At 68.7% G+C, this 20,195-nt stretch carries 19 protein-coding genes and 1 pseudogene; 8 read left to right on the top strand and 12 right to left on the bottom strand.

The genetic code is table 11. The features are described from left to right. Nucleotides 1-443: 443 nt before the first annotated feature. Nucleotides 444-581, bottom strand: coding sequence for a hypothetical protein (locus tag E1294_RS53035; protein WP_165977530.1), 138 nt, complete (start codon nt 579-581; stop codon nt 444-446). A gap of 83 nt (nt 582-664) precedes the next feature. Between E1294_RS53035 and proS the strand changes: the two genes are divergently transcribed. After that, nucleotides 665-2,086, top strand: coding sequence for a proline--tRNA ligase (gene proS, locus E1294_RS29075; protein ID WP_220447997.1), 1,422 nt, complete (start codon nt 665-667; stop codon nt 2,084-2,086). 289 nt (nt 2,087-2,375) lie between these two features. Continuing rightward, entirely contained in the window at nt 2,376-3,854 is a 1,479-nt protein-coding gene (locus E1294_RS29070) for a type 1 periplasmic-binding domain-containing protein (protein ID WP_132513588.1), read from the top strand. Here the strand turns inward: E1294_RS29070 and E1294_RS29065 are convergent. Genes E1294_RS29065 through E1294_RS29045 form a run of 5 tightly spaced genes read right to left on the bottom strand, consistent with a single transcriptional unit; the run spans nt 3,844 to nt 8,541 of the window. Beyond that, entirely contained in the window at nt 3,844-5,037 is a 1,194-nt protein-coding gene (locus E1294_RS29065; protein ID WP_132513586.1) for an FHA domain-containing serine/threonine-protein kinase, read from the bottom strand. The two genes, E1294_RS29070 and E1294_RS29065, sit on opposite strands and share 11 nt — an antisense overlap. Continuing rightward, entirely contained in the window at nt 5,038-6,075 is a 1,038-nt protein-coding gene (locus E1294_RS29060; protein WP_132513584.1) for a protein kinase family protein, read from the bottom strand. Nucleotides 6,076-6,097: 22 nt separating this feature from the next. After that, nucleotides 6,098-7,177 carry a protein phosphatase 2C domain-containing protein gene (locus tag E1294_RS29055; RefSeq protein ID WP_132513582.1) on the bottom strand — a complete coding sequence of 360 codons (1,080 nt, stop codon included), beginning with the start codon at nt 7,175-7,177 and terminating at the stop codon, nt 6,098-6,100. Continuing rightward, the gene (locus E1294_RS29050) at nt 7,174-7,926 is read right to left on the bottom strand and encodes a vWA domain-containing protein (protein WP_165977529.1); all 753 of its coding nucleotides are present in this window, start codon (nt 7,924-7,926) and stop codon (nt 7,174-7,176) included. Before E1294_RS29050 ends, E1294_RS29055 begins: the two co-directional genes overlap by 4 nt. A gap of 30 nt (nt 7,927-7,956) precedes the next feature. Next, nucleotides 7,957-8,541 carry a GNAT family N-acetyltransferase gene (locus E1294_RS29045; protein WP_132513578.1) on the bottom strand — a complete coding sequence of 195 codons (585 nt, stop codon included), beginning with the start codon at nt 8,539-8,541 and terminating at the stop codon, nt 7,957-7,959. Between the two features lie 140 nt (nt 8,542-8,681). Here E1294_RS29045 and E1294_RS29040 point away from each other — a divergent pair, with 140 nt between their 5' ends. Next, nucleotides 8,682-9,581, top strand: a complete 900-nt coding sequence (locus E1294_RS29040) for an aminoglycoside phosphotransferase family protein (protein WP_132513576.1) — start codon at nt 8,682-8,684, stop codon at nt 9,579-9,581. Between the two features lie 235 nt (nt 9,582-9,816). On the opposite strand, the gene E1294_RS29035 is transcribed toward E1294_RS29040, so the two are convergent. The 3 genes from E1294_RS29035 to E1294_RS29025 all read right to left on the bottom strand — a co-directional run bounded on the left by E1294_RS29035 (nt 9,817) and on the right by E1294_RS29025 (nt 12,784). Further along, nucleotides 9,817-10,710, bottom strand: coding sequence for a phosphotransferase family protein (locus E1294_RS29035; protein WP_132513574.1), 894 nt, complete (start codon nt 10,708-10,710; stop codon nt 9,817-9,819). Between the two features lie 191 nt (nt 10,711-10,901). Further along, nucleotides 10,902-11,843 (bottom strand): DUF6924 domain-containing protein, encoded by a 942-nt coding sequence (locus E1294_RS29030; protein WP_132513572.1) that lies wholly within the window; start codon nt 11,841-11,843, stop codon nt 10,902-10,904. A 122-nt stretch (nt 11,844-11,965) separates the two neighbouring features. After that, the gene (locus E1294_RS29025) at nt 11,966-12,784 is read right to left on the bottom strand and encodes a helix-turn-helix domain-containing protein (RefSeq protein WP_132513570.1); all 819 of its coding nucleotides are present in this window, start codon (nt 12,782-12,784) and stop codon (nt 11,966-11,968) included. An 85-nt stretch (nt 12,785-12,869) separates the two neighbouring features. On the opposite strand from E1294_RS29025, the gene E1294_RS29020 reads away from it, so the two are divergent. Further along, nucleotides 12,870-14,276 (top strand): MFS transporter, encoded by a 1,407-nt coding sequence (locus tag E1294_RS29020; protein WP_220447996.1) that lies wholly within the window; start codon nt 12,870-12,872, stop codon nt 14,274-14,276. Nucleotides 14,277-14,554: 278 nt separating this feature from the next. On the opposite strand, the gene E1294_RS57805 is transcribed toward E1294_RS29020, so the two are convergent. After that, on the bottom strand, nt 14,555-15,025 hold the full coding sequence (locus tag E1294_RS57805; protein WP_342775090.1) for an RNA polymerase sigma factor: 471 nt from the start codon (nt 15,023-15,025) through the stop codon (nt 14,555-14,557). A gap of 223 nt (nt 15,026-15,248) precedes the next feature. Beyond that, nucleotides 15,249-15,857, bottom strand: a complete 609-nt coding sequence (locus E1294_RS29010) for a chloramphenicol phosphotransferase CPT family protein (RefSeq protein WP_220447995.1) — start codon at nt 15,855-15,857, stop codon at nt 15,249-15,251. 207 nt (nt 15,858-16,064) lie between these two features. Here E1294_RS29010 and E1294_RS29005 point away from each other — a divergent pair, with 207 nt between their 5' ends. Both E1294_RS29005 and E1294_RS57380 read left to right on the top strand, forming a co-directional pair. Continuing rightward, complete coding sequence (locus E1294_RS29005) at nt 16,065-17,408, top strand: WXG100-like domain-containing protein (RefSeq protein ID WP_484213984.1); 1,344 nt, start codon at nt 16,065-16,067, stop codon at nt 17,406-17,408. A 56-nt stretch (nt 17,409-17,464) separates the two neighbouring features. After that, nucleotides 17,465-17,590 carry a hypothetical protein gene (locus tag E1294_RS57380; protein ID WP_281284531.1) on the top strand — a complete coding sequence of 42 codons (126 nt, stop codon included), beginning with the start codon at nt 17,465-17,467 and terminating at the stop codon, nt 17,588-17,590. Nucleotides 17,591-17,617: 27 nt separating this feature from the next. On the opposite strand, the gene E1294_RS29000 is transcribed toward E1294_RS57380, so the two are convergent. Next, a complete protein-coding gene (locus tag E1294_RS29000) occupies nt 17,618-18,463 on the bottom strand; it encodes a LysR family transcriptional regulator (protein ID WP_132513564.1) in 846 nt (281 codons plus the stop codon). A 70-nt stretch (nt 18,464-18,533) separates the two neighbouring features. Here E1294_RS29000 and E1294_RS28995 point away from each other — a divergent pair, with 70 nt between their 5' ends. After that, nucleotides 18,534-18,959 (top strand): ester cyclase, encoded by a 426-nt coding sequence (locus E1294_RS28995; RefSeq protein ID WP_132513562.1) that lies wholly within the window; start codon nt 18,534-18,536, stop codon nt 18,957-18,959. 532 nt (nt 18,960-19,491) lie between these two features. Further along, nucleotides 19,492-20,195: pseudogene (locus E1294_RS28985) on the top strand (IS1634 family transposase); the annotation flags it as partial.

Genomic DNA, 20,195 nt, shown 5'->3' with positions numbered 1-20,195 from the left:
ACGGAACTCGTGTCCATAGAGAAAATATGTGATTCGCATTACGTGACATTGATGTCAACCTGTGACCTGGGTAAACCCACAAGCCCCACCCACACCACCTGCGGAGGCCCTGCCCAGCACCTTGCCCTCCGCGCCCGCGCAGACCGCGATCGTCTCGCCGTCAGACTGCCCGAAGGCGCCGCGCCCGCCAGTGATCGCGCCCCGCCTCCCTGACCCCCGCGCGCACGCTCCCGACCGGCTCCCGCGGTATTCGCCGCTCAATCGCTTCGACCTCACCGACCTGTCCTTCCGGCCGCACGGCCGTCCGCGGAGACCGCAGACGTAATCGGCGCCGCGCTGAAGCGACGCTCGGCCACGTTAGTGAGCCCGGGTGTAGAGCCGGTATGCCACGCGACCAGCCGTTCCGGCGGGTCTCCGGCATGATGTTCCACCGCCCCCAGCAGTCAGGGCGGCACGCCGTACGGGTCGTCGGCGACTTCTCCCTCGCAAGACCGCCGCGCGAAGGCGGCGAGTCCTCTCACGGAGGTCGTGGTCAGCGTCAGGCCGACGGCACCGAGCAGGCACTGGACGGGTGCGCTCACGGTTCGGCGCCGTCCCCGTACGAGGAGGCACGATGGCCTGTCGTGAGCGATATTCTCCGTGCATGGGACGCGATGAACGTGGTGTGACTCCTCAGCATGAGGACTTCTCGGCCTGGTACAACGAGCTGGTCGCCAAGGCGCAACTCGTCGACAGGGGCCCGGCCAAGGGCACCATGGTCATCCGACCGTACGGCTACCGCCTGTGGGAGCTCATCCAGGACGAGCTCGACCGCCGGATCAAGGACACCGGTCACGAGAACGCCTATTTCCCTCTCCTGATCCCGGAGAGCTACCTCCAGCGAGAGGCCGATCACGTCGAGGGATTCTCGCCCGAACTCGCCGTCGTCACGCACGCCGGCGGCAAGGAGCTCGAAGAGCCGCTGATCGTCCGGCCCACCTCGGAGACGATCATCGGCGAGATGATGGCCAAGTGGGTCTCATCCCATCGTGACCTTCCCCTTCTGCTGAACCAGTGGGCCAACGTCGTGCGCTGGGAGCTGCGGCCGCGCATGTTCCTGCGCACGACGGAGTTCCTCTGGCAGGAGGGGCACACGGCACACGCCGACGAGGCCGACGCGATGCGCGAGACGATGCTGGCGCTCGATCTCTACACGGAGGTCGCGCGTGACGTCGCGGCGATCCCGGTGGTGCCGGGTGAGAAGACGGCCGGTGAGCGGTTCGCCGGCGCGGTCCGTACGTTCACCATCGAGGGCATGATGAGGGACGGCAAGGCGCTCCAAGCCGGCACCTCCCACTACATGGGCAACAATTTCGCCAAAGCCTTCGACATCCAGTACACCTCGGAAGCCGGTCAGCTCGAGCTGTGTCACACCACCTCATGGGGCATGTCGACGAGGATGATCGGCGGGGTCATCATGACCCACGGCGACGACAAGGGGCTGGTCCTGCCGCCCAGGCTGGCCCCCTATCAGGTGGTCATCGTGCCGATCGGACGCGGCGTGCAGGGCGCGCAGACCTCGGCCGCGGCGCGCGAGCTGGCGGGACGGCTCAAGGCGGCCGGTGTACGCGCCCACGTCGACGATCGCGCACAACTTTCGCCCGGCTTCCGGTTCCATGACTGGGAGCTGCGCGGAGCTCCTGTCCGCCTCGAACTCGGTCCGCGCGAGCTCGAGTCCGGCACCGTGATGATGGCCAAGCGGCTCGGCGACGAGGGCAAGCAGAACATCCCGCTGTCCTCCGCGCCGGAGCTCCTTCCTGGCGTACTGGAGAATTTCCAGGCGTTCCTTCTTCACCGGGCGACCGAATTCCGCGACGCTCACACCGTGAGGGTGGAGTCCTGGGACTCCTTCACGGAGGCCGTCGCGTCGGGATGGGCGTTGGTGTTCCACTGCGGCAAGGCCGCGTGTGAGGCCGACATCAAGGCCAAGGTCGCGGCGACTCCGCGCTGCATTCCGCTCGACGGCGCCCCTGAGACCGGACGGTGCGTGCTCTGCGGTGATGCCTCCGACTATGGCAAGCGGGTCATCTTCGGGCGGGCTTACTGATCGTCACAACCGTTCGGGCGCTGCACATCGAAAACGGAGACTCAAGCGCTCCAGATAACGAAGGCCAACCGTTTCCAGATCAACCCGCCAACCAACGTTGTCCGGCCGTCATTGATCACGTTTTAATGACGGAGAGTTTAGGCGCCCGTCGACCCAGGGAGGGGAAGCGTGCGACCGACATTCTGGGAGAGCGCGGCCAAGGGATCAGTGACGGGTTGGAGTCCAGATGTATGACGAACCGGCACCGGCACCCTCCCTCGCCGCGCGCGTCTGGAACCTCTTACGACAGATGGGGACGCTTTTCCGCCGCAAACTCGTGGTGATCGTCGTTGTCGTCGCCGTGCTGGTCTCCGTCGTCCTCGTGAATTACTCCCAGGGGTGGTGGCCCTGGGGCGGTTGCGAAACGCAGAGCGAGGACGTCGTCGCCATCGACGGCGAATGCGTCGGGCTGATGGACCCGGCCGACGGGACGATGGTCCTGGGCGAGGAGTACCACCAGCTTCTGGAGGTCATCGCGGCGGAGAACCGCAAGGTCACCGAGGGCAACGACTACAGCACGATCGCGCTCATGGCCCCGATGGGGGCGGGCCCGCGCGGCCTGGTCGGAGATCGTGCTCTCCACCAGCTCGAAGGGGCGTTCATCGGCCAGTATCGCGCCAACCAGTCCGAGACGTTCCCCAAGATCCGGCTCGTACTGGCCAACACCGGCCACGACGGCTCGAAGTGGCGGACGGCGGTGCAGGCGGTGCGGAAGAACGCCGCGACGGGCGCGACGGGGAGCCCCGGTCAGATCGTCGCGGTCACCGGAATGGGCCCGAGCCAGCAGGAAAGCATCGACGCCGCGCGTGCCCTGGCGAAGGATCCCGGAATTCCGATGGTGGCCGACTTCATCACCGCGGCCGGATTCAACACCACCGGCGAGATCGACGACGGCGGACCCATTCCCGGTCTCACCCGCACCGCGGTCAGCACCTCGGCCCAGCTCGAAGCCATCGCGAACGAGTTCAAGAAGAAGAAGGTCGAGGGGAGCGCGGCCCTGATGTGGGCCGACGTGACCCCGCAGGGCACCAAAGACCTTTACGCCCTCTCGCTGAAGGACGCCTTCCTCGATCCGGAGCTCGGGCTGAAGCCGTACATCGACGAGTCCGGGCTCAGTTTTCCCTTTGACCCGCGTGGCGGACCCTCGCTCCTCCGGACCATCAGCGACACGATCTGCGGATCGAAGACCGACATGATCTTCTACGCCGGCCGCCAGACGTTCATGCCCACGTTCCTCAAGCTCCTGCGGAACCGGCCCTGCCGATCCACGCCGATCACCGTGGTCACCGGCGACGACGCCCAGAACCAGGATCCGGATGACCCGTCGCTGCACGACCCGGAAGCGCCCATCAAGGTGATGTTCGTGCCGCTCGCCGACCCCAAGCGGCTCGACCACGAGGACAACCAGCACCGCCAGCTCTACCAGCAGTTCCGTAACGAGTTCGTGGCGCCCCACCATGGCGAGACCTTCTCCGCGGCGCATCTCGGCAGCGGGTTGGCGATCATGGCGTACGACGCGGTGACCGCCGCGGCCACCGCGGTGCAGAAGGCCGCCATCGGCGCCGACCCGTCCCAGCTCAGCCTGCCCTCCACCGCTGCGGTGCGCGGGCAGCTCTACCTGTTCACCGGCACCAACGTCATCCGCGGTGCCAGCGGCGCCTTCACCCTCGACTCCAGGACCGGGGAGCGTGTGAACGTCACCGCGCCCACGCCCGTGACTATCCCGTGACCGCGACGATGGCCATCAGCGCCACTGCCGCGACGAGGAGAAGCAGCAGCCACCAGCGCGCGGGGGGCATCACCCGGCTGAGCCGTACACGCTCCAGCTCCCCCGCCTCGGTGAGGCGGAGCACCGCCGTACCGATCGTGAACCGATCGCCCGGTCGCAGGGTCGCGTAGAGCACAGGGCTGCCGTCGATGAACGTCCCCAGGCCGCTGCTGTGGTCGTGCAGCCGGTAGCCGGCGCTCACCTTGCGGACGGTGGCGTGCGCCGGGGCGATGCCCTCCCCGTGGATCACGATGTCGGCCGCGGGCCCGCTGCCCAGCGTGGTGGTCTCCTTCAGCGTTCCGATGACGGACGACAGGATCCTGGTACGGGGCACCGTCGCCTGCGCGTTCTCCGCCTGATGCCCCACGAGGCGGCCGAGCAGTTCCATGGTGGTGGGCCGCCGCGCCGGATCCTTGGCCAGGCAGTCGGCGATCAGCGAACGCAGCGGCTCGGAGATCACCGCCACGTCGGGGGTTTCGTTCAGAACACGGTTGATGATGACGGCCACGTTGCTGCCCGCGAACGGCATCCTGCCGGTGGCGGCGAAATACATGGTGGCCGCCCACGCGTGCACGTCGGCGGGGAAGCCCACTTCGGCGTCGGCCCCGCCCACCTGCTCCGGCGCGAGATAGCCCGGGGTTCCCACGGGCGTGGTGATCACGGCGGTCGCCTCAAGGGCCCGGGCGACCCCGAAGTCCACGACACGTGGTCCGTCCGGCCCGATGATGACGTTGGCGGGCTTGAGGTCCCGGTGGACGACTCCCACGCCGTGGATCGCCGCCAGGGCGGTGGCCGTGTAGGTCGCCAGCCGTTCGAGCGCGGGCCCCGACAGCGGCCCGTGGTTGTCGACGAGCCTCTGCAGCGACGGGCCTTCCACGTACTCGCTCACGATGTACGGCTGGTCACGGTCGATGGCGGCGTCGATGATCATCGCGGTGTACGCCCTGGGCACCCGCGACGCGATGGACACCTCGTCCGCGAACCGCCTGCGCGCCCTCGGGTCGGCCGCCCCCTGCGCGTGGATCACCTTGATCGCGACCCGGCCGGCCTCGCTCTGCCCGAGGTAGACCGTGCCCTGGCCGCCGACTCCCAGACGGCCGAGCACCTCGTAGGGCCCGATGTGCCGTGGCTCGCCGGTGTCCATTCAGGCTCCCAACGTGACCGCTACGACGACGGCGATCGCCGCCAGGACGACGAGCAGCACCACGACTGCCCCGCGCCGACCCCGCGAGCCGTCCCCCACCGCGGACTTCCCCCGCCGCCACGCCTCGCGCAGATTGGAGTCGGTTTCGACGTAGATGCGTTCGGGAGTGACGAGCCACTGCCACGACTCGCCGGCCGCCCTCCATCGCGCGGTGTCCACTGATTCCGGTGAACCGTCCAGACACTGCCTTATCAGGCGGCGGTGCCGCAAGGGCAGCACCCTGGCGAGCGCGGCATCGTCGAGCGACCACGCCTCGGCGCTCTCCTGGAGGCACCGTACGACGGCCCAGGCGAGCTTGTAGTAGTCGGACTCCTGGGTGAACGCGCCTTCACGGGGGAGTTTCCACTGCTCGGGATCGACCTCCGCCAAGGCGCCGCGGCCCCCGGCCGGTAGGCAGGAGTCGCAGTCCAGCAGGTATACCGCGGGCGCGGGGTCGATGGTGAAGACGGCGTTGCGCAGTTGCAGATCGCCCACCACATAGCCCCGCTCGTGCAACCACTGCACCGTCGCGAGCAGCTGGCCGAGGACGGCCAGCTTGTAGGGCGGCTCGTAGTACCGCGTGCCATAGTGATCGCGAAGGGCGCTCACCCGCTCGGGCGACCGCGTGAGCTCATCGAGGTGCCGCGGCACCAGCCGGTCGCGCAGCTCGACGAACATCTGCCTGGGCGCGGGCCTGATCAGGATGCCGGTGATCCGGTCGTCCCGGACCGCCGCGACCGGCCACGCACAACGCTGATCGAGCGTCTCGCGGTCGTGCCGGGGAAGTTCGCGCCGCCAGCGCACCATGGCGAGCAGGGCCTCCTCGTCCAGCCCCGCCAGCGTCTCCTCGTCGTACCGCTTGAACAGGAACCGGCCAGGGACACCGCCGACCTCGCACGGCGCCAGGCTGCGCGCCTGACCTCCCGGGCGCAGGGAGTAGGCATGGGCGTCCGTGGGGGGCGTCAGATCTGCTTCGTCGACCACGTCTGGGGGATTCATGCTTCTGCCGCCGCAACTCCTGTCACAGGACGGCCGTGTCGTGGCGGCCCGCCCACAACGCCAGAACGGTCCGGTCGTCGTCGTAGGTCGACAGATGGAAACCCACGTCTCGGAAGAAGCTGCGCAGCGCGGGCGGCGAGCTCCACGATGTGACGAGCTGCTGGGCGAGCACGCTGCCGCCGCCGCCCATGGCCGTCCCGAACCCGTCGCTGCACAGGACGAGCACATCGCCCGGCTGCCAGTCGATCTGCCGTTCCCGCAGCTCACCGAGGTCGTCCGGGAGGGCGGACGTGACGTTGGCCGGTCGCTGCCCATCCGGTGGGAAGAGCTCGGTCCACGTCCCGTCATGGAGCCACAGAGCCGGCGAGTCCCCGATGGCCGCGCAGGCGGCGACCCCGCGCCCGCCGTCCGCGGGGACCACCGCGATCGTCAGCGTCGTGGCGGGCGGATCCGACGCCCTGCTGACGGGTTGGCCGGCGGGTTGGCCGGCGAACCGGGCGGTGGCGCGCATGACCTCCCCCGCGATGGTGGCGAAGGCCGCGTGCCAGCCGAGGTCGGGGGTCAGGGAGAGACTCGTGGCGGCGCGTACGGCCACCGCGGCGGCGTGTTCGGCGTGCAGCGTGCTGCCGAGCCCGTCGGCCACGGCGGCGATGACCCACCGTCCGTCCGCGCTCAGCCGTACCGCGTAGGCGTCCTGCAGGGGTTCGCCGCGATATCGATGGCGCCGCCCGCGGATGCTCACGGCGCGGATCGTGGTCTGCGCGAGCATGCCGCCGTCGAGCGCGACACCCGGGGCGCGCGAGTCCGCGCCGCCCGCCAGCAGGACGGGCAGCGGCTGGGGAGGCGGGCCGAGTGGCGTTCTGCCGTCGGTGGCGGCGGTACGGTTCCTGCGCGCGAGCACGAACCGCCCGAGAAGCACGGCACCGGCGCCGGCGACGCCGGACAGGATCCACAGCGGCCAGCCCGACGCCGACCCGCCCCCCTGCGCCGGACTGGGCGTCACGGTCACCGTCACCGTCGGCTCCGGCGACGGAGCAGGCCGCGCACCCACCGGACCGATGCCGATGACCAGGAGCAATCCCGCCAGCGCCGCCTTGATCATCTCAGCTGCCGCATCCCTGCCGGTCCGCGCAGAACGGCCGTGTTCCTGTTGACGGAGGCGCTGATGCTGTCGGATACGGCCTGCGCGATGCCGTGCAGTACCGTGGCCGCCCCCGTCGCGACCTCGCCCGCGAACGCCAGCACTTCGCCCCTCAGAGTGGTGGCGACCCGTCGCAGGGTGTCCTCCTGCACCGTCCCGAAGCCGAGGGCCACGATGTACGGGGCCGGGTTGAGGCTCGCCAGCCGGTCGCGCGCGGGGCCCCAGATCTCGACGGCCTGGTGGTTCGCGCCGACGTACGGCTCGCCGTCGGTGATGAAGAAGACCACCGGCGCCCGTACGTCGAATTGTTTGGACAGCTTCCTGTAATCCTTATCAATGATCTTCACGAGCCCGCGGAAAGCTGCCAGGTAATCCGTCTGCATACCGGGTTTCAGGGCCGGGACCCTGATCGCGTCGCACGGCCTGGTCAGCGGAAGCACCACCTCGATCTTGTCGGCGAAGGACACGACGGCGACGTGCGCGGCCTCACTGACGCCCGGGTCGCCCGCCTCCAGCTCGAAAAGCAACTCCCCCACGCAGTTCGACAACACCTCGAAGGGGGTGGGCCGCCCGTCCTCGCGGGCGGTGTGCATCGAATGCGACACGTCGCACACGATGTAAAAGGGGAAGGCGCGGGGGCGCCCGTTAGCCGATGTCATCGGCTTTTCATCCTTATAGGGATTACCGGTCTTGGCAAGGTTGGCGAACAAAAGGATGCGGCAGCGGCCTACCGGACATCCTCACATACCCCGGATACGGGCATGCAGGTGCATGTCGTGCCGGCCGTCGTCATGCACGGCGGCGCTCCGCTTGGTGCCTTCCAGCAGATAGCCGGACCTCGTGGCGACCCTGCACGAGGCCGTGTTGCGCGTCGAATGGTCCAGCTCCAGGCGGTGGAAGCCGATCTCTTCCAGGGCCCAGGCCGTGAGCGCCGCGAGGGCACGGGAGGCCACGCCGGCGCCACGGGCGACCGGGAGCACCCAGTAGGCGACCCCGGCCATGCCGTCGTCGAAGTCCAGGCCACGTAGCGCGATCCGGCCGAGCACCTCGCCACCGTCACGGGTCACCGCCCAGTGGCCGCCCCTCTCTCGTCCCCAGTCCTGACGATAGGCGTCGAACCACTCCCGGGCCTGGGTCACGGTCGAGGGGCGGCGCGTGTGCCAGCGCCTGATCTCGTCGTCCTCGTACGCGGAGAGGAATGCCGACGCATCGGCCCCCTCCCAGGGACGCAGCACCAGGCCCCCGGCGGCGGGCAGCACGGGTTGGGGGGAGCCGGCGAGCGAGCCGGCGGGGATGACGGGCGGCGTCGACAGAGCGCGAGTCATACCTCATGATCGGCGATCAGCAGGGGCGCACCGAACAGCGGCACAGCCGGTGCGGAAATCCGATCGACAGGCAAGCCCGTGGTGCACTGTGATGGTCCGGCCGCCCGCCACACGGAGCGGGCCGATCACAGGAGTTGCTCTTGGCGACCTCGAGACCCGCCGACACCCGCCCCACGATCACCGCCGCACTGGCCAGAAGGCTGGTCGACACACAGTTCCCGCAGTGGGCCGAGCTGCCGCTGACGCTGCTCGACCCGGCCGGCTCCGACCACGTGATCTACCGGCTGGGCGAGCAGCTGTCCGTCCGGCTGCCCCGCCACGCCGGCGCCGTCGGGCAGGCCGCCAAAGAACTCGAGTGGCTGCCCCGGCTCGCCCCCCAGCTGCCCCTGGCCATCCCGGTGCCGGTGGGAGTGGGTGAACCCGGCTTCGGCTACCCGTGGCGGTGGGCGGTGTCCCGCTGGCTGGAGGGCGAGGTGGCGACCGTCGAGGCACTGGCCCACTCGTCCGCGGCCGCCGTCCGGCTGGCGGAGTTCCTGCTCGCCCTTCAGCAGTACATGCCCGAGGACGTACAGACCCTGGAGGCCCGCGACGACCTCACCGGCCAGTCGTTGAAGAGCCGCGATCACGCGACGCTGGCCGCCATCGCACAGGTCGGCGACGTGTTCGACACCACCGCCATGACCGACCTGTGGGAGACCGCCCTGAACGCCCCCGCATGGGACCGCCCGCCGGTCTGGTTCCACGGCGACTTCCACACCGGCAACCTGCTGACCCTCGACGGCCGCCTCAACGCCGTCATCGACTTCGGCGGGCTCGGCATCGGCGATCCGGCCTGCGACCTCACCATCGCCTACACCCTGATGTCGGCCGGCAGCCGGGCCGCCTTCCGCGCCGCGCTCGGTGTGGACGACGCCACCTGGACCCGGGGCCGCGGCTGGGCCCTCACCACCGGCCTGAACGCCTACACCTCCTATGCCGCCGTCAACCCGAGGATCGCCGCGCAGACCACCCGCCAGATCACCGAGGCCCTCATCGGCTAGTGGACGGAAGCTGATCGGGGTGGACGTTGCCGTCACCGGGCGACCGTGAGGCCCCGCAGGCGTGACGGGTCCTCTGAGATCACCTCTTTCCCGCTGCGGCCGGACCGATGAGGATCATCCACAGGGCTGCGCGCATCCGTACATTCTCATCGTGCGGGTCGATCAGGCCAGACCGCACCCGGGCTGGTGTTGAGGGCTGTACCGGCCGGCCAGGGTGTGCGGCGTCGCGTCGATGTCAGCGGGCGCCGCCGAGGTAGCGGTCGGCGAGTTCGCGTGTTCTCACCTGAATGCGAGCGATCCCTTCCGTGTTGTTGAATGACGCGTAAGGCGGCCAGAGGAAGACGAGGACGGCGAGTTCTTCCGCAACCAGGGCGCGTTCCAGAACGCGGCGGTCGCGGGGACGATGATGCAGGTAGGAATCCATAAACCTCCGGGGCACGACCGTGCCGGAGGGGGTTGCGCGCACGCTGAGGAAGGCCAGGTCGCTGACGGGCCGACCGACTCCGGTCGACTGCCAGTCGCAGAAAATGAGCGCGCGCGCCGAAGGCATGATGTTGTCGGTGTGACAGTCTCCATGGATGAAGGCCGGCGACGGCGCAGCGATCTCCTCCCGGAGTTCGGCACGGCGGGTGAGCAGGTCGCCGAGCTGCGGGAGCCTGTCCGCCCAGAAAGCGCTGACCTCGGGAAGGTTCGGGGAATCCAGGGCATCCAGCAACGCGTCGGGCCGGTTCCAGCCGTCGACCGTGGGCAGCGGCATGCAATGGAGGGCGGCAAGATCTTCGCCCAGTCCGGCCCACATGTCCGGGGTCCAGGACGCGCTGCCTTGGGGCCGGCCTGCGGCCGTGAGCAGCACGGCCACACCTTGCTCGGTGTCCAGGCGGTCAAGGAGTCGTGGGGTGTGCACGGGGACAACCGGTGCGAGGTTCTGATAGAACCGCAACTCTCGCCGCGCGGCCACCAGTGCCTGCGCACCCAGCGCCGCTGGAGTGGCCTTGAGATACGCGGCATCGCCATGGGCCGTCCGCACTGCACAGACCGCGGCACCGGACCGGGACTCGCCTCCCTCCTTACGTCGCTCCGCGACCACATGAAACTCGCGCAAAGCCATCTCCACGAGGTCGCTCGGCACAGGAACGACTCCTTCTCAGGCGCGTTGGTCACACTCATCTACGGGGAGATTCCGACGCCAAGGACCGACACTTTCGTGACGCTCAGCAGTGATGGACAGTGGAGGGCTGCTGGCCGGTGTAGGCCTGACGCCAGTCCTCCACAGGCGACAGCGGCCGGTCAAAGCGGTACAGGACCCGGATGAGGGTCCTGTCAGGAGCGTTCCCACCACGGCTCCTCGCCCTCCTCGGCGATGAACTCGTGGAAGTCCATGTTGGCGATCTCCAGGTTGCACGCGAGCGACCCGGCCATGCGGCAGGGAAGGACGGCGGGTTGCCCTGGGATGTCGTACAGGTCGACGACGGTCAGCGGTCGGCCGGGCTCGGCAAAGGTCCGGTCGTCGGCGAGCGCGACCAGCGTGGTGTGCTCCTCGGGCGGCACCAGCGCCGGGATCTCTCCCGGCTGGAGGCCCTCGAAGGCCCGGTCGTCGACGACCAGCGCCTCCAACGGGAATTCCTCCACGTCGATCTCGTCCTCGTCCAGGTCCGCGCCGAGCCGGCCGTCCTCGTCGGCCCCGCCCAGCTCGGCCAGCAGGGCGTGCCAGGCTTCCTCGTCGTCGAAGGAGGTGCGGACCAGCAGGGCTGAGCCGGTGGAGGGCAGCGCAGGGAAAGAGCGGTGCGGCGCCGCCGCCGGCACGGGGAAGGCCGGCCGGCCGCCGTCCCCCTGGTACAGGCCGAACCGGTCCATGTCGCGTACCAGGTCGTCGAACGCGAGCGCGCCGGCCAGCAGGGCCGCCAGGATCTCGCCGAGCCGGTCCGGCGGAACCCGGACCCCGCGCCCGGGTATAGCCGCCAGGTCCACCAGCAGTGGCCCGGCTCCGCCGTACACCACCGGAATGTCCACCAGGACGGCGACCGGCGGCACAGGGCCGTCCAGGATGAGCGCCGGGACGTTGCCGCCGTGCAGGTAATCCCATCCGGAGTCCTCGGCCAGGCGGAGCCGCACCCCGCTGTCCCCGAGAACGAGCACGTCGCCTTCCTGGTGCCCCCCGATCTCGTTGAGCAACTGGCCGTACAGTGCCGTGCCGTCCTCGTAACACGTGCAGACCAGCAGCACATCGCCGGGCGCCGGTGGGGGAAGCTTGGGACGGGACATGACTCCTCCGAAGGAAACACGCGAAGATCAGGACACTACGTATGTTCTCTCTGATGGGTGCAGCTCGCCCCAGCGAGGTCTTGAGCTCGTAGAGGGCGGCGGCGGCCTCGCTCCCGGATCCCTCAAGGTCGCCCCTTTCCCTGGAGCTGGGCGGAGGTTGCCGCTCCGGAGGAGAGCAGCGTACGGACTCGGCCGGGAGTGTGACCTAGTTCGTCGCGCATGACCCGGGTCAGGTGGGCCTGGTCGCTGAAGCCGAGGCCGACCGCGAGCGCCGCGAGGTCCGTCTCGCCCTGGTCCAGGCGCGTCAGCGCGCGGCTCACGCGTATGCGATTGCGGTAACGGCTCACGGGCATGCCCACGTGATGGCGGAAGGTGTGGCTCAAGTGAGACGGGGAGGTCTGCAGCCGGTGGGCCAGGGCTATCAGGTTGGCACAGCCCGGCTCGTCGGCGACGATGGCCTCCCGAGCACGATCCGCCAGCTCCCGCCGACCCGGCGGCGACACGTCCTCGGGCTGCTCACGCAGCGCCGGCAGCAGGAGGTCCAGGACGGCCTCGACGGCGGCGAAGTCAGGGTCCGCGCTGGTACGCAGCAGCAGGTGGTGGGCCAGTTCGAGCCGCGCGTCAACGCGGAGCGCGGGAGAACGGACGGCATCGAGCCCGGCCGTCAGCACATCACCGGTGAACGTGATCGAGGTGCACACGTCACCGCCTGCGGGGTGGGCGAAGCGTATCTCCTGCCCCGGACGGTGGAGGTAGCCGGTGGTGGGTTCGACCGTCATCTGACGGCCCTGGGAATCGAGCCGGAACCGGCCCCGCCGGACCAGCACGACCTGGGCGGCGGGTGACGTCTCGGGAGCCGACCAGCCCGCGTGGTCGTCCGCGCACTCGACCGCGCAGATCACGAAGTGTGGGCTTTCGATCAGCCTTCTCGCAGTACGCACCGGACAACCCTACGCAGCACCACCGACAGTGCCGTCCGCATATTCCTTCAAGACGGGGCGGCACCGGACGGTCGATGCTGAACGCATGATCACTCTTGCTCCTCCGCCCGTGACGGCCGCACACCGGGGCCGGATGCTGGCCGTGCTGCTCACCGGGCAGGCCATGGCGTCCATGGACGGGTCGATCGTGTCCGTAGGGGCGGTGACCATTCGCGAGGGCCTGCACGCCAGCGGTGCCGAGATCCAGCTGATCGTGTCGGGCTACCTGCTGACCACCGGCGTGCTCCTGGTCACGTGCGCGCGAATCGGCGACGTCATCGGACACAGGCGTGCGTTCCTGCTGGGGCTCGGCTGGTTCACCGGCGCGTCGCTGCTGTGCGGGCTGGCTCCTGACGCGACCGTGCTGGTGCTCGCCCGCGTCGCCCAGGCCATGGGGGCGGCACTGCTCACGCCGCAGATCTTCTCCCTCATCCACATGCACTGGGAGGGAGCAGCTCGCCGCAGGGCCATCGGCGTCTACAGCATGGTGCTCGCCTTGGGGGTCGCGCTGGGGCAGGTCATCGGAGGGCTGGTCGCCGGTGCTGACCTGTTCGGCCTCTCCTGGCGGCCCATTTTCCTGATCAACATCCCGATCGGCGTGATCTTGTTGACGGTCGGCCCGCGCGTCCTGCTTCACTCCCGCACGGACCGGCAGCAGGTACGGCTCGACCTGGCCGGGGTGGTCCTCCTGACCGCCGCCATGACGGCGCTCACCGTCCCGCTCATCTTCGGCCAGGACCACGGCTGGCCCACGTGGGCATGGATCTCACTGGCCTGCGGCGCCGCGCTGCTGGTGGCGTTCGCCCGCTATGAGACCAGAGTGCGGCAGCCGCTGCTGGACTTCGCGGCGCTGCGGCCGGACGGAACCAAGCCAGGGCTGGCAGCCTGCTGGATCATCATGGGGTGTTACACCGTTTTCCTGCTCACCCTGACCCTGCACCTCCAGACCGCGCTCGGCTACTCCCCGCTCCAGGCAGGACTGGCGTTCGTCCCGTACGCCCTCGGTTTCGGCGCGCTCAGCCTGAGCTGGAACCGCTACCCGCAGTGGCTGCAGAGCACACTGCCGATAGCGGGACCGATCACGTTCGCGGCAGGGTCGGCCCTGCTGGTGCTCCTCTACCGTGACGAGTGGAGCCCGCTCGGCTCCATACCGCTGCTGTTCCTCGCCGGGGCCGGCCACGCCGCCGGGTACAGTCCGCTGATCGCGCAGATCACCTCCCTGGTGGAGGCGCGGTTCGCGTCAGCGATCTCGGCGCTGAACGCCACCGGCCCGATGCTCGCCGGGGTGGCCGCCGTCGCCGGGCTCGGGAGTGTCTACTTCGCGGCGCCCTCCTCCGCCGACGGTCTCCTGCGGGTGGTCACCGCCGGCATCGTCCTCCTCGCGATCGGTACGACGTGCGCCATCCGGGTCGCTTCGCTGGCTCGGCGTACCGCGCGAGAGGGTGTGAGCTGAGGGTGCGCCGCGGCCGTCGAGCCGGACGAGAAGCGTCCGCCGAGCGTGACCCGGTCAGCAGAACATCGGCTTGCCGGCGTCCTTGGGAACCTCCGGCTCGCAACCTCCGTGACCTGCCCGCCTTCCTGCCGCCCGAGCCGGCTCGGGTAGCCGGGGAACCGGTACGTGGCCGGCTCGAAGATGAGCTCCCCACGTTCCCAGCCGTAAGGGCTCCCAAGCTTGAGCGAGGCGCCCACCGCGTGCCGTCCGGCGGGGTCGGTGAGGTTTCGGGACGATGGTCACGGTCGGCAGCTTCGACAGCGCGCGGAAGACCGCGGCCCTGATCTGGGAGGAGGTGAGCGGGTCCTGGGCCAGCCTCTCGCGACGACCTTCTCGACCCTCGTGTTGATCTCCTCCTCGCCCAGGTCCGTCTCTCCTCGTCTGCGCTGGTCCGACCGGACGAACGTCTCCGCGTCCTGGCGGATCTTCGCCAGAGCCCGATCAGGATCGGCGAGGAGATCGGTGGCCTGGAACGGCAGGCCAGGGAGCGCTCGTGGCCCTGCCCCGCGCGCTGGTACTCCACCGCCGATAATCTTGCGGAGCTTCTTGCGGGCACGATTGGGACGCGATCCCGCCGTTCCCCGAGGTATGCCGAGAGCTTCGGCCACCTCCTCGTAGCTGAGCTGCGGAAGGCACGCAGGAAGGTCTTCGCGGCGAGGTCGCCCGCGGCCGACGCGCCCAAGCGCAGCCGAACGTGGCGGTGGATGGATGCGAAATAGCGGCCGAAAACAGCGCCGATGGTAGTTCGGCGAACTCCCGATTCCTGTTCACGGTCCATCACGCCTTCCACGGCCGCCCGTTCGCGGCGTTCCGCGTCCCGGACGGACAACGGCAGGCTCCCGGAACCGCGTCAGCCGCCTACGACGTCCGGGGGCTCTCAGCCGGTCATGGACCTTGCCCTGCCGGGTCCGACCACGTGTGGCCGCACAGGGTTCATCGCCTGCCCGACTGACGCAGCAGGACGGCCTCGGCCAGGCCGGTGGGTGTTCCCGTGCTGGTGTCCACCGTCATGTCATAGGCGACGCCGTGGTCGTGGACCGTCCGAAGGTGCCCGCGTGCCAAACCGGGTGGGTTGCGGCGCCCTGTTTCTCGTTGCTCGGCGATCGCCAGCGGACACATCACGCCGACGAGCAGGACATCGAGACCTGCCAGCGCTTCCGTCCACATAAGCAGCAGGTCGGGGGTCAGCAACATTTCGTCGATGACGACGCTATCGCCGCCGCGGGCGAAGGATGCCGCGGCGGTGCAGGCCGAACGGATCATGCGGCGGCCGACCGGGCCGTAGCGGATGACCACCTGGGGATGGCCGTCCTCGTCCCGGGTGGTGCGGTCGTACCAGAAGCCGGATCTGCTGAGCGGGCCGTCGCGTCCGCCGCCCCAGTTCGGGGGGACGAGGCTGAACAGGGTGTCGATTCCCCAGTAGACGAAGGGAATGTCGCTTTGGTCTTGGATGGCCCGGGCCAGAGTGGTCTTGCCGGCGCTCGATGTCCCGTTGAGGAAGATGACGCGACCTTCGGGTCCGGAGTATGGCACGCGGGCCACTGTAGTCGCGACCATGAGCGTATGCCGCTCTCTCACGTATCGTCGACGTCGTCCTCACCGCACGTCACGAACTGGGCCCTGTGGGTCACGCTGTAGTAAAGTGGCGCGATCATAACGCTGCGTCGTAAGTGAGAGCGAGACAGTGAGGCCGGTGTCGTCTTGGGACCTCGGCGGCGAACCGCAGGAACCCCCCTTCGAGGCTGACTGATGGCGATCGTGCTCTCTGCGGCTCTGCAAGGCCCGTTCTCTCTGCTCGGGGTGGAATGGCCGCCAGAGGACGAGGATCATATTCGTGCGTGCGGGGCCGTCTATCGCTCCTGTGCCACCAACCTGACGGACGCCGTGAATCCCAGCGCTCACGGTGTCGTCACGTACGCCTCCCATAAGAACTCCGGCGACCACATCGACGAGTTCAACACGTTCTGGGCCGACTATCACGATGACGGAGGGCAGAAGGGGCACCTGCAGAGCCTCGCGACCGCCCTGCACGCGCTGGCCGACGGCCACGACCTGTACGCGAAGGTCGTCGAGACCGTCAAGATCATCCTCAAGCTGCTGGCGATGTACGCCCTGATCGTCCTGCTGTGGGCGGCCGCGTCGGCGGCGATCAGCGGCGGTTTCGCCGCCTTCAAGGCTCGGGGATCGATCATGGTGCTGCGGGCTTCCGCCAGGAAGGCGCTGGCGTCACTGCGGCACAAGTTCGAGCGGTATTTCGGGCAGAAGCTGATTCGCGCCGTGGAGACGCGGGTGCGCCGGATGCTCGGTGCCAAGACGCCGAAGTTCACAGCCACGGCGAAGGGCTCACGTCCGGCGTTCGGGCGTACGACCGCTCTGGCGAGCGCTGGAGCCGCGACCACGGTGCTGGAAGAGGCGCCGGAAAGGCACTCACCGCCCCCCGTTCACCCTTCGAAAGGCGATGCGAAAAACTGGGAATACCGTATCGGCCATCAGGCGCCGACCATCGGCTATGACCACGATTTCCCGTATGACCCCCGTGAGAAGCCGACTCTTGACGACTACAAGAGCTGGTACCAGTGGCGGGCGATGTTGCGTGGCGGCCAGATGAAACGGGATGACCTGAAGGACGGCACCGCCGTGTACGAGCACTACTTGAACGGGTCGGGTGACGACTTCGAGGTCGACTTCGAGCATGCATACGACGAGGACGACGGCATCCGGGAATCCGTCGACCACGCGGTCGCAAGAGCGAAGTCGGAGGCCCTTCGCCTCTACAAGGAGAGCGGCCAGAGCCAATTCCAGATGACGGGCGGGTTGATGTCCGGACAGTCCGTGTCGGAGAACTGGCAGAAGACGCTCGGCACCTACGCCCAGTGGGGCTCGGCCGACGTCCGGGTCGAGGGCGGGCGGGCGACGATGGAGATCACCATCCACGCCGAGGACCGGTACAACTTCAACAAGGGCGAGAGCGACCTCGCGACGGGCAAACTCGACGACGAGAACGGGCGCTTCGAGACCCTTGGATGGGCCAGATCCTTCCGCACGCACGGGGCGCTGACGCGCACCGAGACGTGGGACGTCCCGTCGGCCTGAGGCCACCCGACGGCAAGGCCATGCGGAATGGCCCATCCCGGGGGGGAATCGCCGACGTGATCCCGGTCAAGGACGACGTGTGGACGCCCCACGGCACGCGAACCGGCGATTCCTACCGGTCCGACCACGCCTGCCTCCCCTCGTACGACCGTACCTACGTGGACCCTTCGGACGTGGCCTGAACGGCGCAGATAGTGGAAAGAACGACATCAGCGCGTGACGCGCGTTGAGCGCATCGCGGCGACCTCGGCCGCGGTACGGATGAACACGGCAAGCGCGTGATCACGGCGCTCTTCGGGCCACGCGGCGAGCAACGTCGTCTGGCGACCGTCGACGGGAACGGCGACCAGGTCGCGGCCGAGGTGACAGGCCACTGACTCGGGCAGCACGGCGACCATCCGGCCGAGTGCGATCAGTTCGGCCACCTGCCCGGTGTCCTTGATGACCGATCCGCTGCCCGGCGACTCCGCGGTCCAACGCGGAAAGACCTCGCCGGCCAGGTCGGCCATGCGTACCGATGTGCGCCCGGCCAGCCGGTGCGTGCGCGCCATCACCACCAGCTCGCGCTCGGTCAGCAGTTCTTCGGTGGCCAGGCCGGACAGGTCGTCCTGTGGCAGGCGGAGCAGCGCGACGTCCGCCGTCCCGTCACGCAGCAAGGCCTTCTCCTCGCCGAGGCCGCAGATCAGCACCTCGACGTCGACCGCATCGGGATGGGCGGCGAAACGCGGCAAGAGAGATTCGAGCAGGCCGGCGCCGCCGCCCGGCTTCATCACCACCGTCAGCCGCGACGTCGCTTGCCCGGCGTGCCGAGCCAGACGCTCGGCCGTCGCCAGCGTCGTGAGCGCCTTACGGCCCTCCTTCAGCAGAACCTCGCCGGCACGAGTGAGGGAGACCTGGCGGCTGGTGCGATCCAGCAACCGGACGCCGAGCCGGCGTTCCAGCCGTTGGATCGCTCGGGACAGCGGAGGTTGAGCGATGCCGAGCCGGTCGGCGGCCCGGCTGAAGTTCTGCTCCTCGGCGACTGCGAGGAAATAGGCCAGTTCCCGCGACTCCATACCCCCAGGGTATGGGTGGGTTCTCTGATCGGTCTTGGTGGCGTTCGGGGGCAGCTGATGGACTCGCCCCATGACAGACACGGCTGAGTTGAGAACCCACGTGGACCGCATGCGGTTCTTCGTCGAGCAGGTGCAGGAGAACGGGCGGTTCGAGCTGATCGACACGCTCGTCCATGCCGACTACCGCAATCACACGGCCGAACCGGGGCAGGGGAACGACCGGGAAGGAGTCCGAGCGACCATGGTGGCCATGCACGCGGCCTTCTCCGACCTCATTGTGCGGATCTCGCACTGTGTCGGGGATGGCGATCTTGTGGCCACTCACAAGATGTTCCGGGCCAGGCACACCGGCCCGTGGTTCGATGTTCCTCCGTCGGGCAACCAGGTCGAGTTCCGGGTGATGGACCTCGTCCGCTACCGGGACGGGCAGATGGTCGAACACTGGGCCGTCGCCGACGCGATGAGCCTGCTGCGGCAGACCGGTGCACTCGCGTGAGCTGGATTGCGAGCGTCGGAGGAAGCGACCTCGCCCCGGGTGTCCGGTGCTCATATCAACTACAGCCCCTACAGGAGCGACGCACACATATTGTGCCACTCCGTAGCACCAAATAGCACCAGGTAGTCGACTGCCGATGTGAGCATGCCTGAGCCCGACCATTCCCATGAGATCTCCCAACGCGACCTGCTCAATCGCGCAGCGGAGATCATGGATGGCCTGGAACGTGGGGAGCGATACGCCGTTACCCGTAATGGCCATCACATCGGCGATCTGGTCCCCCTGCGCCGCCGACGCCGGGCCGCGACCACGCCCCCGCACTGCAGACCTGATGATTGGCTGTGTGGCGATCGCGAATCGGCTGCCTCTGTACACCCGCGTTCCGCAGCTAATTCATGATCCAGGGCATGTTCGGGCCTGAACCCGCAGGTCAGCGCGGTCTGGCCTGGTGGAAGCGGCGGAAAGCCCTAGTGACACGACTTTGCCGATAACCCCATCACGACGCGCACACACACTGCTACGGTCTGATGACATGTTCGTCAGGACAGCGACCCGGAAGAACAAAAACGGCACCACGGTGCGATACCTCCAACTCGCCCACAACGAGTGGGATCCCATCGCCAAAGCCGCCAAGATGAAGGTCCTGCACAACTTCGGCCGCGAAGACCAGATCGACCGCGCCGCCGTCGAACGCCTGGTCGGCTCGCTGTGCCGGCTGCTGGACCCGGGCCGCGCCGCCGCCCTCACCTCGGGCGCGGAGCTGACCTTCATCGGCTCGACCGCCTACGGCGGGGTCTATCTCCTCGACCAGCTCTGGCGGCAGCTGAAGATCGACACGATCCTGACGCGCATCCTGGCCTCCACCCGGCGCAGCGTCTTCACCGAACGGGTGCTGTTCGCGCTGGTCGCCAACCGCGCCTTGGACGCCTCCTCCAAGCTGGCCGCCTCGCATTGGGTCGGCCGCAACGCTCACATTGACGGCCTGCCCGCCTGCTCCGACGACGCCTGCTACCGGGCGATGGACTGGCTGCACCAGGTCCAAGACTCCGTCGAGCGCAAGGTGTTCGACCAGGTCGCCACCCTGCTCAACCTGGAAGTCGACCTGCTGTTCTTCGACACCACCTCCACCTACTTCGAGATCGACGAACCAGACGAGCCGATCGCCCGCGACGGGCGCGGCGTCCCCCTGCCCGACCTCGACCCCGAAAACGGCGACGGCGACGGCGACGGCGACGG

The sequence above is a fragment of the Nonomuraea diastatica genome (assembly GCF_004349015.1).
Taxonomy (GTDB): domain Bacteria; phylum Actinomycetota; class Actinomycetes; order Streptosporangiales; family Streptosporangiaceae; genus Nonomuraea; species Nonomuraea diastatica.
This window is presented reverse-complemented; position numbering and strand designations above follow the sequence as displayed.

Coding starts and splice junctions, on each gene's coding strand:
- E1294_RS29045 (WP_132513578.1), bottom strand. CDS start 8,541: ATGACTCGCGCTCTGTCGACGCCGCCCGTCATCCCCGCCGGCTCGCTC.
- E1294_RS28995 (WP_132513562.1), top strand. CDS start 18,534: ATGACAGACACGGCTGAGTTGAGAACCCACGTGGACCGCATGCGGTTC.
- E1294_RS29070 (WP_132513588.1), top strand. CDS start 2,376: ATGGGGACGCTTTTCCGCCGCAAACTCGTGGTGATCGTCGTTGTCGTC.
- E1294_RS29030 (WP_132513572.1), bottom strand. CDS start 11,843: ATGTCCCGTCCCAAGCTTCCCCCACCGGCGCCCGGCGATGTGCTGCTG.
- E1294_RS29060 (WP_132513584.1), bottom strand. CDS start 6,075: ATGAATCCCCCAGACGTGGTCGACGAAGCAGATCTGACGCCCCCCACG.
- E1294_RS29055 (WP_132513582.1), bottom strand. CDS start 7,177: ATGATCAAGGCGGCGCTGGCGGGATTGCTCCTGGTCATCGGCATCGGT.
- E1294_RS29020 (WP_220447996.1), top strand. CDS start 12,870: ATGATCACTCTTGCTCCTCCGCCCGTGACGGCCGCACACCGGGGCCGG.
- E1294_RS29005 (WP_484213984.1), top strand. CDS start 16,065: ATGGCGATCGTGCTCTCTGCGGCTCTGCAAGGCCCGTTCTCTCTGCTC.
- E1294_RS29000 (WP_132513564.1), bottom strand. CDS start 18,463: ATGGAGTCGCGGGAACTGGCCTATTTCCTCGCAGTCGCCGAGGAGCAG.
- E1294_RS29065 (WP_132513586.1), bottom strand. CDS start 5,037: ATGGACACCGGCGAGCCACGGCACATCGGGCCCTACGAGGTGCTCGGC.